We start from the raw sequence: 14136 nt of genomic DNA, 5'->3' as shown, positions 1-14136 counted from the left end.
TTCACGGACGTCAATCAGGAGGATAAGTGAAAATTTGGCCAGGGATCATCGCCGCCGCGCTGTTGGCGGGGTGCCAAAATCCGCAGCAGGACACGCTCGTCGATCGCGGCGCTTACCAGCTCGAGACGCTGCACCAGGCGCAGGGCGCCGATCAGCGCATTCGCTTTCTGGTGATGCACTATACGGCGGAAGATTTCCATTCATCGCTGAAAACGCTGACCGACGAACATGTCAGCGCGCACTACCTGTTGCCGGCGCACCCGCAGCGCGAACACGGCAAACCGACGGTGTACCGGTTGGTGCCGGAGGCGATGCGCGCCTGGCATGCCGGCGCCAGCGCCTGGCGCGGCCGCAGCAACCTCAACGACACCTCGATCGGCATCGAAATCGTCAACAAGGGGTTCACCCGCAGCATGCTGTTCACCCACTGGCAGCCTTATACGGCGGAGCAGATCGCCGTGCTGATCCCGCTGAGCCGTGACATCATCCAACGCTATGGCATCCAGCCGCAGGACGTGGTGGGGCACAGCGACATCGCGCCGCAGCGCAAACAGGATCCCGGCCCGCTGTTCCCCTGGCGGCAACTGGCGCAGGCCGGCATCGGTGCCTGGCCGGACGAGGCAGACGTGCAGCGACTGCTGGCGGGGCGAGACAGACAGGCGCCGGTGCCGATGGCATCGCTGCTCGAAAAGCTGGCGCGTTACGGCTACGCGATCGACCCGTCGTGGGATGCGCGGCAGCAGCGCAATGTGCTGGCGGCGTTTCAGATGCATTTCCGGCCCGACGATGTTCGCGGCGAGCCGGATGCAGAGAGTGAGGCGATTATCGATGCGCTGCTGGTGAAGTACGGCGCGTGGCGTTGATTACAGGCCGTGCAGTTTGCCGTGATCTTTCAGCCAGCGGGCGGTGCGCGCGATGCCTTCTTCCAGCGAGACGATCGGCTGATAGCCCAGCTCTTGCTGCGCGCGGGTGGTATCGAGCGTGAGGTCGAAGTTGAGTTTGGCGACGCCGTAGTGGGTCAACACCGGCTCCTTTTCGCTTTTGCTGCCCAGGCGCTCCATGCCGCGCGCCATCATGTCGAGCATCGGATAGGGGACGGAGCGGATGCGGCACTTCATGCCCAGATCGTCGATCAGCTGCTGCACCACGGTGCGAAGCGGGCGCGGCTGCTGGTTGGTGATGTTGTAGGCGCGGCCGGACGGCGTGTCTTCTTTTAGCGTCGCCAGCCACATGGCGTGCACCGCATTCTCCAGGTAAGTCATGTCCACCATCGCCGCGCCGCCGCGCGGCAGCAGCAGGTTGCCGTAGCGTTTGATCATCTGCAGCAGCCGCGGCAGCATCACCTTGTCGTGCGGCCCGAACAGGCCCTGCGGGCGCAGAATGGTGAAATGGGTCTGCGGATTGGACAGCGCCAGTTGCTGGATCACCTGCTCGCCGGCGGCCTTGCTGCGCGCGAATTCGTTGGCGTAGCGCTGCGGGCGGAAGTCTTCGGTTACGTTGCGGTGATGGTGGTAATCGAAATAGATCGCCGGGGAGGAGATGTGAATGAACTGCGCCACGCCATAGGCCGCCGCCCATTCACCGAGGCGGCGGGTAGCGCGGACGTTGGCCAGTTCGAAGGCTTCTTCGGTGCCCCAGGGCGAGGTAAAGCTGGAGCAGTGCCACAGCACATCGACGTCCGCCAGCATCGCTTTGGCCTGCGAAGAGATCAGGTTGGTGAGATCGGCATGAATGAACTCCGCGCCCATTTTTTCCAGCAGGCCGCCCATCGCCTGGTTGCGACCGGTGGCGCGCACTTTGATGCCCTGGCGGCGCAGATATTCAACGGCGTTACGGCCTAACCCACTGGTGGCACCGGTGACCAATACCTTCATAACGGACTCTATTCTCACCCAAAATCGGAATACCGGCGGGCGCTTGCGGCGCTCCCAGCAAATAAGATGCCATTCTTCCGTGATTTCGTGCGCTATGCAATCGGAAAGCCCCGAAGCACAGCGGCAAACTGTGCGGTTGATCGACAAATGAGCGCCGTTCAGCGCTGTTGGCGGTCCAGGTTCTCGGCAAGCTCGGCGATGCGCTTCGCCATGCCGCGAAAAATAAACAGATGCGCGGGCATCATGGCGAACCAATACAGCAGCCCGCTGAAGCCGGCCGGGTGCCACCAGGCGCGCACGTCCAGCGTGCGGCGATCGCCGTGATCGGTGATGGTGAAGCTCAGCCGCCCCAGGCCGGGCGCCTTCATGCCGAACAGCAGCGCCAGCTGCCGCAGCGGCTTCAGCGTGATGACTTTCCAGCCGTCGATCTCGTCGCCCAGCGCCAGGGCCGCGCGCGCCGGGCGGCCATAGACCACGCCGTTGCCGATCATGTCGTCCATGCGGGCGCGGATCCGCCACAGGATATTGGCGTAGAAATAGCCTTCTTCGCCTCCCAGCTGCTGCACCGTTTGCCACAGCGCCTGGCTGGAGGCGGCGGTGTCCAGCGCGCAACCGGCCTGTTTCGGGTAATAGCCGTAGCCGGGGCGCCAGCGGGCCCGCGCCGCCGGATCGTAGCCCCAGTCGGCGGAATCGACCACTTCCAGCTCGCGCTGCAGCGTGGTGGTGACCGCCTGATCAAAGGTGTGCAGCCGTTGTGGGATCAGGGCCTGCAATGGCCGGCCGTCGGCGGGCAGATCGTGCTTCAGTCCCTGGATCAGCGCGCGCGCGATCGGCGTCGGCACCGAGGTGATCAGGCTGATGAACCACACTGAAATCAGCCGCGTCGGCAAGGGGATCGGGATCAGCCAGCGCCGTTTACCGCTGATGGCGATAAAGCGTTTGAACATATCCTGATAGCTGAGGTATTCCGGCCCGGCGACATCGAAGATGCGGTGTTCCTGCGCCGGGTGCGCCAGCAGATCGGCCAGATAAACCAGCAGGTTCTCCAGCGCCACCGGCGACGACTTCGAGCGCACCCAGCGCGGCGGCGTCAGCACCGGCAGGTTATAGACCATGTCGCGCATCACTTCGAACGCCGCCGAGCCGGGGCCGACGATGATGCCGGCGCGCAGCTCGGTGACCGGCACGCCGCTCTGGCGCAGGATCTCGCCGGTCAGGCGGCGGGCCGCCAGGTGCGGCGAACTGTCGTCGTTCGGCTGCAGCGCGCCAAGGAAGATCACCTGCCTGACGCCGGCATTGCGCAGTGCGTCGCGCAGATTTTCCGCCGCCTGGCGCTCCTTTTCGATAAAGTCGTCGCCGTCGCCCATCGCGTGCACCAGATAGTACAGCGTATCTATCTCCCACAGCGCCGCGCTCAGGGTTTCCGGGCGGTACAGATCGGCATACAGGCAGTTGACCTGTGGCCAGTTTTGCTCCTGCAGCCACTCGATGCGCCGCGCGGCGGCGGTAATCTGGTGCCCTTGTTCGATCAGGTGCGGGATCAGGTTCTGGCCTATATAGCCGCTGGCTCCAAGAACCAGTACGCGTTGGGGTGTCATCGTGCCGCCTTGTGCGGTGAAAGAATCGCAGAACGACAGGATGCCAAATTCAGGGTTTAAATGCACTTTTTGTATGGGTATAAGCCGGTTGCATCCGCCGCGGCGCAGGTTCACACTACGCGCCCCTTATCGAACGAAGACCGGATGTCATGAAACTCAATGTGATTTGTTACGCCCTGCTGGGCCTGGCGCTGATCGCCAGCCTGTTCTCGCCGCATCCGGTGTGGATGTGGCTGCTGTCGGCCAACCTGCTGACGTTTCTGATCTATGGCGGCGATAAGCTGGCGGCCCGTAAGGGATGGCGACGGGTGCCGGAGGCGACGCTGTTGCTGTTCGGCGCGTTGGGCGGCTGGTTGGGCGCGTTGCTGGCGCAGCAGCTGTTTCGCCACAAGACCCAGAAGCAGCCGTTTAAAACCTGGTTCATCCTCAGCGTGGCGCTCAACCTGGCGGCGGTGCTGGGGCTGTGGTACTGGGTTTACGGCCGCTGGATCTTCTGATTACAGCAGCAGCGATAGAGTCGCGCTGGCGGTGGTCTGCATCGCCTGAGCGTAGGCGGGATCGCGCTGAGTCAGTTCGGCGATCATCAACTCCACCAGCAGCATGGCGCCGACCTTGGCCGGCAGGGCGCCAGCGGTCAGCGGCCCTTCCGGTTTGGCCGCCACCAGCAGCGTATCCGCCATCTTGGCCAGCGGGCTGCGTTGGGTATTGCTGACGGCGATCACGCGTGCGCCGCGTCCTTTGGCCAACGTCACCGCATGCAGCACGTCCTTGGTTGAGCCGGAGCTGGAGATGACGATCAGCAGATCCCGCTCACTCAGCGAGGCTGCATTCATCGCCGCCCGGTGCATGTCGCTGAACAGCTGCGCCGGTTTGCCGAGGCGCAACAGCTTGTAGTGCAGGAAGTCGCCGATGATGGCGCTGGCGGCGACGCCGTAAATCTGTACCGAAGCGCAACGTTGCAAGCTGTCCGCCGCCTGTTGCAGCGCCTGCGGATCCAACAGCGCGCCGGTATCCCGCAGCGCCTGTACGCTCTCTTCCACCAAATTTTCCGCCGCGCTTTGGCGCGTCGCCGCTTCCGGCTGGCTTTGTTGCAAGCTGAGGGCCAGCGCCATTTTAAATTCGGTATAGCCTTTGCAGCCGAGATGGCGGCACAGCCGCGTGACGCTGGCTTCGCTGGTGGCGCTTTCACGCGCCAGTTCGGTGATGGTCAGGTAAACGGCGCGGGAGGGCTCCGCAAGAAGATAGTTGCCGAGCTTTTGCAGCGTGGGGCTGTACCCCGCCAAATTCTGCCGCAGCCGCAATAACAAGTTGCCTGTATTCATCACGTTACCTTTCTGAGTATTCCCTTTTCTATTGTGGCGGAAAGACGCCGCGGCTCGCCAGTGAAATCGACGGATTGTGAAGCCGATCATCGTTATGAATAAATTTTTCATTAAAACAATTTTAATGTGGTAAAAATTTTCATCATAAAAATGATATCGGGGGAAAATTTATGTCAACACCAGAATTGCCGCGCTCCGGCGGCTGGTTCGAAAAAGCCCAGCGGTTCGGCAAGTCGTTCATGCTGCCGATCGCCGTGCTGCCGGCGGCCGGCCTGCTGTTGGGGATCGGCGGTGCGCTGTCCAATCCCAATACCGTCGAGGCGTATCCCTTCCTCGACGTCGGCTGGTTGCAAAGCATATTTACCGTGATGGCCAGTGCCGGTGCTATCGTGTTCGCCAACCTGGCGGTGTTGTTCGCGGTCGGCGTGGCGGTGGGGCTGGCCAAAAGCGACAAGGGCACGGCGGGGCTGGCCTCGCTGATCGCCTATCTGGTGATGAACGCCACCATCAATGCGCTGTTGAAAATCAACGGCACGCTGGCCACGCAGAACGCGGGCGCGGTGGGGCAGGGAACGATTCTCGGGATCCAGACGCTGGAGACCGGGGTGTTCGGCGGGGTGGTCATCGGTTTGGTGACCTGGTATCTGCATGGCCGCTACAACAAGATAGCGCTGCCGCCGTTCCTGGGTTTCTTCGGCGGCTCGCGCTTTGTGCCGATCGTCAGCTCGCTGGCGGCGATGGCGGTCGGTGCCCTGATGACGGTGGTGTGGCCGCATTTCCAACAGTTGATCTTCGGCATGGGCGGGCTGGTAGACGCCAGCGGCTATCTCGGTACCTTTATCTACGGCTTCGTATTGCGCATGCTCGGGCCGTTCGGCCTGCATCACATCTTCTATCTACCGTTTTGGACCACCGCGCTTGGCGGCAGCGAAGTGATCAACGGACAGCTGGTGGAAGGCACACAGCGCATTTTCTTCGCCCAGTTGGCCGACCCGAATACTCAGCAGTTCTATATCGGCACGGCGCGTTTCATGTCCGGCCGTTTTATCACCATGATGTTCGGCCTGGTCGGTGCCTGCCTGGCGATGTACCAGAGTGCGCGTCCCGAGAACCGCAAACGCGTCGGCGGACTGTTGCTGTCGGCGGCGCTGACTTCGTTTCTGACCGGCATCACCGAACCTATCGAATTCTCGTTCCTGTTTGTCGCGCCGGCGCTGTACGTGGTGCACGCGCTGTTCGACGGCCTGGCGTTCATGATCGCTCACATCCTGCATATCACCATCGGCCAGACGTTCTCCGGCGGCTTTATCGATTTCATGCTGTTCGGCGTGCTGCAGGGTGAAGCGAAAACCCACTGGATGTACGTCCCGCTGGCGGGGGTGCCTTGGTTCTTCCTGTACTACTTCACGTTCCGTTTCCTGATCCTGCGCTTCAACTTTAAAACGCCGGGGCGCGAGGCGGAAACCGCGCCGGAAGCGGTGATGACGGGCACCGAACGCTCGCAGCAGGTGCTGGCGGCGCTGGGCGGCAAAGAGAATATCGTCGAACTGGATTGTTGCGCCACGCGGTTGCGCGTGACGGTGAAACAGAGCCGGTTACTGGACGAAAGCGGGCTGAAGGCCAGCGGCGCACGGGCGGTTATCGTTCGCGGCAACGGTGTTCAGGTGATCTACGGCCCGCACGTCACCATCATTAAAAACGAAGTCGAGGAGTTGTTGGATTTATGACGCTTTCCATTTTGCAGCAGATTGAGGGGCGACTGGTGGTGTCTTGCCAGGCGCTGGACGACGAGCCGCTGCACAGCGATTTTATCATGTCGCGCATGGCGCTGGCGGCCGAGCAAGGCGGCGCGGCGGCGATCCGCGCCAACGGCGTCGAAGACGTCAACGCTATTATGCGCACGGTGGCGCTGCCGGTCATCGGCATCATAAAGCGCGATTATGCGGGCAGCGACGTCTACATTACGCCGACCCTGCGTGAAATCGATGAGTTGATGGCGGCGGCGCCGCAGATGATCGCGCTGGACGCCACCGGCCACCCGCGGCCGGGGGAGTTGCAGCTGGCGGCGTTGGTCGCCGCGATCCGCGCCAGGTATCCCCGGATGTTGCTGATGGCGGACATCGCCACCCTGGAGGAGGCGCAAGAGGCCGCCAGGTTGGGTTTCGACTGTGTGGGCACCACGCTGTACGGTTATACCGCCGAAAGCCGGGGCGCCCGACTGGCGGATAACGATTTCGGCTTTCTGCGTGCGGTGCTGGCGGCGGTATCGGTGCCGGTCATCGCTGAAGGCAATGTCGAAACGCCGGCGATGGCCGCGCGCTGTCTGTCGCTGGGGGCGCATGCGGTGGTGGTAGGGGGCGCCATTACCCGCCCGCAACAGATCACCCGCCGCTTTGTCGACGCCATCGGCGGGCGATAAGAGACTTCCCGGCGCACCGGGAGGGGAAATCAGGCGTGCTGCTGAAGAAATTCCCGCCACAGTTCGACCACCCGCTGCAGATCCTGACGGCTGACGTCGAGGTGGGTCAGAATGCGCGTCAGCGGGCCGCTGCTGATCAGCACGCCGCGTTCGCGCATCCACGGGCCGAATTTGGCCGCCAGCGCCGGCGTTTGGCGCAGGTACAGCACGTTGGTCTGCGCGCCGGGTTCGGCGATCTCCACGCCGATCTGCCGCAGCTGTTGCTCCAGCCAGACCGCGTTGTCATGGTCTTCGCGCAGCCGCGCGACGTTATGCTCCAGCGCGTAAAGGCCGGCCGCCGCCAAAATGCCGGCCTGGCGCAGCCCGCCGCCGGTCATCTTGCGCCAGCGCAGCGCGCGTTGGATGAAAGCCTCGCTGCCGCACAGCAGCGAGCCGACCGGCGCGCCCAACCCTTTCGACAGGCAAATGGTGAAGGTGTCGCAGTACTGCACGATCTCTTTTAGCGGCAGGTTCAGCGCCACGGCGGCGTTGAAGATGCGCGCGCCGTCGATATGCAGCGCCAGCTGGCGCTCGCGGGTAAACTGCCACGCCTGCTGCAGGTAGGCCTGCGGCAAGACTCTGCCGCTGATGGTGTTTTCCAGGCTCAAAAGCCGGGTGCGGGCGAAGTGGATATCGTCGGGTTTGATGGCGGCGGCGAGCTTGTCCAGCGGCAGCGTGCCGTCGGCGTCGGCCTCGATCGGCTGCGGCTGGATGCTGCCCAGCACCGCTGCGCCGCCGGCTTCGTATTTGTAGTTGTGCGCCTGCTGGCCGACCAGGTATTCATCGCCGCGCTGGCAGTGGCTCAGCAGCGCCACCAGGTTGGCCTGGGTGCCGCTGGGCAGAAACAATGCCGCTTCTTTGCCTGACAGGCGCACCGCCTCGGCCTCCAGCGCGTTGACCGTCGGGTCATCGCCATAGACGTCGTCGCCGACCTCTGCCTGAGCCATCGCCTGGCGCATGGCGGCGCTGGGGCGGGTAACGGTGTCGCTGCGTAGATCGATAAGCATAGGGTTCCTGGAATGTAAGGGAGAGGAAAAAAGGGTACATGGCATCATATACCCTTTATTTTATCGGGGCAGCTTGCTTAGCGCAGCCAGTTGGTTTTCGCCAGTTCAACCACTTCGTCGCCGCGGCCGTTGATGATGGCGCGCAGCATGTACAGGCTGAAGCCTTTCGCCTGTTCGAACTTGATCTGCGGCGGCATCGCCAGCTCTTGCTTGGCGGTGACCACGTCCAGCAGCGCCGGGCCGGGATGCGCCAACATCTCCTGCAGCGCGCCGTCCAGATCGGAGGCTTTTTCCACGCGGATGCCCTTGATGCCGGCGGCGTTGGCGATCGCCGCGAAGTCCGGGTTATGCAGATCGGTACCGTCGGTCAGGTAGCCGCCGGCCTTCATCTCCATCGCCACGAACCCCAGCACGCTGTTGTTGAACACCACGATTTTCACCGGCAGCTTGAGCTGCGCCAGCGACAGGAAATCCCCCATCAGCATGGTGAAGCCGCCGTCGCCGCACATGGCGATCACCTGTTTATCCGGCGCGGTGGCCTGAGCGCCGATCGCCTGCGGCATGGCGTTGGCCATCGAACCGTGGTTGAACGAACCGAGCAGGCGGCGCTTGCCGTTCATTTTCACGTAGCGGGCGGCCCATACCGTCGGCGTGCCGACGTCGCAGGTGAAGATGGCGTCGTCGCTGGCATAGTGGCTGAGCTGCTGCGCCAGATACTGCGGGTGGATCGGCTGGTCGTCGTTGGCGGTCGCCAGCCCGTCGAGATCCTTGCGCGCGTTGCGGTAATGCTCCAGCGCCTTGTCGAGGAACGCCCGGTCGCGCTTCGGCTCTAGCTGCGGCAGCAGGGCGGTGAGGGTGGTGTGGATATCGCCCACCAGCGCCATGTTGACCGGACAGTGCGCGCCGATGCTGCCGGGGTTGATGTCGATCTGAATGATGTTGGCGTTGGTGGGGTAGAACGCGCGATAGGGGAACTGGGTGCCGAGCAGCACCAGCGTGTCGGCGTTCATCATCGCATGGTAGCCGGAGGAGAAACCGATCAGTCCGGTCATGCCGACGCTGTACGGGTTATCCCATTCGATATGTTCTTTGCCGCGCAGCGCGTGGACCACCGGCGCCTGCAGCAGTTCGGCCAGCTTGACCACTTCATCGTGCGCGCCGGCGCAGCCGCTGCCGCACATCAGGGTGATGTTCTTCGCTTTGTTCAGCGTTTCCGCCAGCTTGTTCAGCTCGCTCATCGGCGGCTGCACCAGCGGCAGCGCCGGGGTATGCCAGGTCAGGGGCGCGTCTTCCGGCGCCATGCGCAGCGCCACGTCGCCCGGCAAGACGACCACCGAGACGCCGCGATTGAGGATCGCCTTGCGCATGGCGATCTCCAGCACGCGCGGCAGCTGTTCCGGGTTGGAAACCAGCTCGCAATAGTGGCTGCATTCGCGGAACAGCTCCTGCGGATGGGTTTCCTGGAAGTAGCCGCTGCCGATTTCGCTGGAAGGGATATGCGCGGCGATCGCCAGCACCGGCACATGGTTGCGGTGGCAGTCGAACAGGCCGTTGATCAGGTGCAGGTTGCCGGGGCCGCAGGAACCGGCGCACACCGCCAACTGGCCGGTAAGCTGGGCTTCGGCGCCGGCGGCGAAGGCGGCCACCTCTTCATGGCGGGTGCCCAGCCATTCGATGGTGCCCATGCGGTGCAGGCTGTCGCTAAGGCCGTTGAGCGAATCGCCGGTCACGCCCCAAATGCGTTTTACGCCGGCTTGATCCAGCGTTTTGGCGATCAGTGTGGCTACGGTTTGCTTCATGGTTCCCCCAAACAAGGTTTGAAAAACGATGTGGACTCGATCCGGTGAGTGGCAGCAGAACAACTGCAAGCATAGCTTACCGGCTGTGGACGAGATGCGGTCAGGAAGGGTAAAGAGCGTAGGACGGGGAAAAGTGTAACCGGGCTGGCCGCGGGGAGCTTGCCGATAAATGCCCCATCGCGGCGATGGGGCCAGGGGATCACGCCAGCGTGACGTCACCCTGCAGCTGGCAACTGCAGGCGAGCACGTAGCCTTGCGCTATCTCTTCCGCGCTCAGCGTCATGGCGCTGGTGGTGGTGTAGTCGCCCTCGAGGATGCGGGTTTTGCACGAGCCGCACACCCCGGCGCGGCAGGCGGCGTTGACCGGCAGGGCATGGGCCTCCATCGCCGCCAGCAGCGTGCTGCCAACCGGTACGCGGAATTCGCGCAGCGGGCGCGCGGCGCGCAGCGTCAGCCCTTCGGTGGCGTCGGCCTGCGCCGCCGGCGTGTGGAACTGCTCTTTATGGAAACGCTCGGCCGGCACGCCGAGCCGGCGGCACAGCTGCTCCACCTGATCCATGTAGGGCGCGGGGCCGCAGGTCATCACCGTGCGTTCGGCGATATCCGGCGCCGCCTGCCGCAGCGTCTGTTCATCGATGCGGCCGCTGAGGTAGCCGGGCTGCAGATCCCGCTCGGCCATCAGCGTCAGGCGCAGCTGCGGATGGGCGGCGCACAGTGCGCGCCACTGATCGGCGAAAATCGTGTCGGCGGGGGTGCGCACGTTAACGATCGCGGCGATATCGCAGGCCGGACGGTTGGCGGTCAGCCAGCGGCACATCGAGACGATCGGCGTCACGCCGCAGCCGGCGGCCAGCATCAGATAACGATCGGCCGGGTGGCGCTCGCAGCTGAACTCGCCCTGCGCGTCGGACAGCCACAGCGTGTTGCCGGGCTTGACCTCTTGCGTCAGCCAGCGCGATCCGACGCCGTCCGGCAGGCAGCGCACGCTGATGCTGAGAAAGCGGCTCTGGCCAGGCGAGGAGGAGAGCGTATAGGCGCGCAGCGTCTCCTCGCTGTTGCGGATGCTGACCAGCGCAAACTGGCCGGCCTGGTAAGGATAGAAAACGTCGCAGATCAGGTTCAGCGTCCAGACGTCGGCGGTTTCACGCTGGATGGAATGCACCTGCATGCGGTTCGGGCAAAGCGGAGTGGGTTGAGTCATCGGGCACCTCAAAAAGCAAAGGGGCCGGCGCAGGCGGCCCCATAACGTAACGGCATCAGGCGAGCAGCGCGGTGATATCCTGCTCGACGGTAGTGATCGGGCGCAGGCCGAATTTCTCGTTGAGGATCGCCATCAGGTTGTCGGTCAGGAAGCCCGGCGCGGTCGGGCCGGTGACGATGTTTTTCACCCCCAGCGACAGCAGCGTCAGCAGAATGACGATCGCCTTCTGTTCAAACCACGACAGCACCAGACTGAGCGGCAGCTCGTTGACGCTGCAGCCGAGCGTGTCCGCCAGCTTGACCGCCAGCATGATGGCGGAGTAGGCGTCGTTGCACTGGCCGACGTCCAGCAGGCGCGGCAACCCTTCCAGCGTGCCGAAATCCAGTTTGTTGAAGCGGTACTTGCCGCAGGCCAGCGTCATGATCAGGCAGTCTTGCGGCACGCTGCGGGCGAAGTCGGTGAAGTAGCTGCGCTCGTCGCGGCTGCCGTCGCAGCCGCCGACCAGGAAGACGTGGCGCAGTTTTTTCTGCGACACCAGGTCGATGACCGTGTCGGCGGCGTTAAGCAACGTCTGGCGGCCGAAGCCGACGGTGATCAGGTGTTCGATCTCGGTGTAAGGGAAGCCGTTCATGCCCTGTGCCTGGCGGATCACGGCGCCGAAGTCGTCGCCTTCCAGATGGTTGACGCCCGGCCAGCCGACGATGCTGCGGGTCCAGATACGATCGCCGTAGTTGCCGACGTTAGGATCGATGATGCAGTTGGAGGTCATCACGATCGGGCCGGGGAATTTGGCGAATTCCGTCTGCTGGTTTTGCCAGCCGCTTCCGTAGTTGCCCACCAGGTGCTTGAATTTTTTCAGTTCCGGATAGCCGTGCGCCGGCAGCATTTCGCCGTGGGTGTAGACGTTGACGTTTTGCCCTTCGGTTTGTTCGAGCAGCATGCGCAGATCTTTCAGATCGTGGCCAGAAATCAGAATGGCTTTCCCGGCCACCGGGCGCACGTTGACCGCGCTGGGCTGCGGATCGCCGTAGGCCTGGGTTTCGCCGCGATCGAGGATCGCCATCACGCTGAAGTTCATCTTGCCGATGCCCATGGCGTTGTTCAGCAGGGTGTCGACGTCGCGCGGCCGGGTGCCGAGCCAGGCCATAAAGGCGTGGTAGTCGGCATAGAGTTGCGCGTCGAACTGGCCGAGCACGTGCGCGTGTTCCATATAGGCCGCCGCGCCTTTCAGGCCGTACAGGCACAGCAGGCGCAAACCGTGTATGTCGTCGCCGACCTCAGCCTTGTCGCTGTTGAGGGCAAACTGCGCCGCCTGTTGCAGCAGCGCAGGCATATCGTCGCCGGCCAGCTGCAGCGCCGCCATCGGGTGATCGACGCGCACACCGGCGTCCAGCAGCCGGCAACGGGCGGCCAGCGAGTCGCGCAGCAGCAGGGTTTCGCGCGCGTAGCCGATGATGCGCTGGGAATCGAAGTTAACGTTGGTCAGGGTAGCGAAGAAGGCGCGCGGGGCGAAGCTGTCGATTTCGTGGTCGACGATGCCCAGCGAACGCGCCTGCAGCGCCCAGGCGGAGAGGCCCTGCAGCGCCGCCACCAGCAGATCCTGCAGATCGGAGGTTTCCGCCGTTTTGCCGCACATGCCCTGAGCATACGCGCAGCCGTTGCCTGCCGGGGTTCGAATGGTTTGTTCACATTGCACACAGAACATAGTCGCTTCCTTTTATTTTTAAAGTTGCATTTATAATGCTTGTTTAAAAGCATAGATCGGCGATCGGGGTTGCAAAAGGCTTTTGTGCGACTACTGCGGGCAAGTTTGATTTAGCGCAATTTTGCCGTGCGGATGGGAATGATTACGCTTTGGGGGCCAGGCGGCCCCCAGGGGGAAAGGATCAGGAGAACAGGGCGATCAGCACCGGCGCCAGCAGGCTCAGCAGGAAGCCGTGCACGATAGCGGGCGGCACCATGTCCAGCCCGCCGCTGCGCTGCAGCACCGGCAGGGTGAAGTCCATCGAGGTGGCGCCGCACAGGCCGAGGGCGGTGGAGCGGCTGCGGCGCACCAGAGTCGGGATCAGCATGATCGCCACCAGCTCGCGCGCCAGATCGTTGAAGAACGCGGCGCTGCCCATCACCGGGCCGTAGGCGTCGGTGATCAGAATGCCGGACAGCGAGTACCAGCCGAAGCCGGAGGCCATCGCCAGCCCGGCCTTGACCGGCAACCCCAGCAGCTGCGCCGCCAGCGCGCCGCCGGCCAGCGACGCGACGGTCACCACCAATGCCACCAGCGTGCCGCGGCGGTTGAGCACGATCTGGCGCAGCGTCATGCCGCTGTTGCGCAGCTGAACGCCGACCAGCAACAGCAGGAAGATCAGCGCATATTCGCTGCCTTTATGGGCGAACTGCAGCCATTGCCACTGCGTCAGGCCGAGCAGGAAGCCGCCGAGCACCACGCCGCACAGCTTGAGCGACTCCAGCGCCATGTGCACGCGCGAAGGCAGCTTTTCCTGTTTATGGCTGCTGCGCCACGGCATGCGCCGCTCCAGCAGCGCCAGCAACAGCAGGTTGGCGCAGAGAATGCAGAAGAAGAACACTGCACTGTACTGGAAGATCAGCACCAGGTTGCTGCTGAGATCTTCCATGAATGCCAGGCTGATACCCATGAAAAACAGGATCACGTACACCATCCAGCTGAGCAGCCGGTTGATCAGCACCAGCAGCGGGCGATGGCGTAAGGGAATGAGGTAACCGACAATCAGCGGTAACAGAATAATCAACAGTCCTGAGTACATGGTGCAGCTTGTGTCCTTGAGTTTTGAAGCGCGCCGAACGCCGACGAGGAGCACACGCTAACCAAAAGCCCGGCCGGAGTAAAGCGGCAGATTT

At 63.4% G+C, this 14136-nt stretch carries 12 protein-coding genes; 4 read left to right on the top strand and 8 right to left on the bottom strand.

The annotated features are described in order from the left end of the window. The first annotated feature begins 26 nt into the window (after positions 1-26). The gene (locus tag ACJ8IJ_RS07950; protein WP_265261166.1) at positions 27-863 is read left to right on the top strand and encodes an N-acetylmuramoyl-L-alanine amidase; all 837 of its coding nucleotides are present in this window, start codon (positions 27-29) and stop codon (positions 861-863) included. Here ACJ8IJ_RS07950 and ACJ8IJ_RS07945 read toward each other — a convergent pair whose 3' ends face one another. Both ACJ8IJ_RS07945 and ACJ8IJ_RS07940 read right to left on the bottom strand, forming a co-directional pair. Then, positions 864-1874, bottom strand: a complete 1011-nt coding sequence (locus ACJ8IJ_RS07945; RefSeq protein WP_004928393.1) for an NAD-dependent epimerase/dehydratase family protein — start codon at positions 1872-1874, stop codon at positions 864-866. It lies immediately after the preceding gene. A gap of 158 nt (positions 1875-2032) precedes the next feature. Further along, entirely contained in the window at positions 2033-3472 is a 1440-nt protein-coding gene (locus tag ACJ8IJ_RS07940) for a DUF2867 domain-containing protein (RefSeq protein ID WP_442518513.1), read from the bottom strand. 149 nt (positions 3473-3621) lie between these two features. Here ACJ8IJ_RS07940 and ACJ8IJ_RS07935 point away from each other — a divergent pair, with 149 nt between their 5' ends. Further along, complete coding sequence (locus ACJ8IJ_RS07935; protein ID WP_046897057.1) at positions 3622-3969, top strand: DUF1294 domain-containing protein; 348 nt, start codon at positions 3622-3624, stop codon at positions 3967-3969. Here the strand turns inward: ACJ8IJ_RS07935 and ACJ8IJ_RS07930 are convergent, their stop codons facing one another. Continuing rightward, positions 3970-4797: a MurR/RpiR family transcriptional regulator gene (locus ACJ8IJ_RS07930; RefSeq protein ID WP_442518512.1), complete on the bottom strand. Its 828-nt coding sequence runs from the start codon at positions 4795-4797 to the stop codon at positions 3970-3972. 167 nt (positions 4798-4964) lie between these two features. On the opposite strand from ACJ8IJ_RS07930, the gene ACJ8IJ_RS07925 reads away from it, so the two are divergent. Together ACJ8IJ_RS07925 and ACJ8IJ_RS07920 are read left to right on the top strand one after the other, a co-directional pair. Further along, entirely contained in the window at positions 4965-6521 is a 1557-nt protein-coding gene (locus tag ACJ8IJ_RS07925) for a PTS transporter subunit EIIC (RefSeq protein ID WP_442518511.1), read from the top strand. Then, entirely contained in the window at positions 6518-7213 is a 696-nt protein-coding gene (locus ACJ8IJ_RS07920; RefSeq protein WP_342578494.1) for an N-acetylmannosamine-6-phosphate 2-epimerase, read from the top strand. Before ACJ8IJ_RS07925 ends, ACJ8IJ_RS07920 begins: the two co-directional genes overlap by 4 nt. A gap of 29 nt (positions 7214-7242) precedes the next feature. Here the strand turns inward: ACJ8IJ_RS07920 and ltaE are convergent, their stop codons facing one another. From ltaE to ACJ8IJ_RS07895, 5 genes are all read right to left on the bottom strand, one after another. Then, positions 7243-8259: a low-specificity L-threonine aldolase gene (gene ltaE / locus ACJ8IJ_RS07915; RefSeq protein WP_160204144.1), complete on the bottom strand. Its 1017-nt coding sequence runs from the start codon at positions 8257-8259 to the stop codon at positions 7243-7245. Positions 8260-8336: 77 nt separating this feature from the next. After that, entirely contained in the window at positions 8337-10058 is a 1722-nt protein-coding gene (gene poxB, locus ACJ8IJ_RS07910) for a ubiquinone-dependent pyruvate dehydrogenase (protein WP_079451014.1), read from the bottom strand. A 199-nt stretch (positions 10059-10257) separates the two neighbouring features. Further along, positions 10258-11259, bottom strand: a complete 1002-nt coding sequence (hcr, locus tag ACJ8IJ_RS07905; RefSeq protein WP_031299867.1) for an NADH oxidoreductase — start codon at positions 11257-11259, stop codon at positions 10258-10260. Positions 11260-11314: 55 nt separating this feature from the next. Continuing rightward, complete coding sequence (gene hcp / locus ACJ8IJ_RS07900) at positions 11315-12964, bottom strand: hydroxylamine reductase (RefSeq protein ID WP_442518510.1); 1650 nt, start codon at positions 12962-12964, stop codon at positions 11315-11317. 181 nt (positions 12965-13145) lie between these two features. Continuing rightward, a complete protein-coding gene (locus ACJ8IJ_RS07895; protein WP_442518509.1) occupies positions 13146-14042 on the bottom strand; it encodes a lysine exporter LysO family protein in 897 nt (298 codons plus the stop codon). Positions 14043-14136 lie beyond the last annotated feature (94 nt).

The organism is Serratia sp. CY40230 (genome assembly GCF_052168835.1).
Taxonomy (GTDB): Bacteria; Pseudomonadota; Gammaproteobacteria; order Enterobacterales; family Enterobacteriaceae; genus Serratia; species Serratia nematodiphila.
Note: the sequence above shows the minus strand (reverse complement) of the source record. Positions and strands in the feature narration are given on the sequence as shown.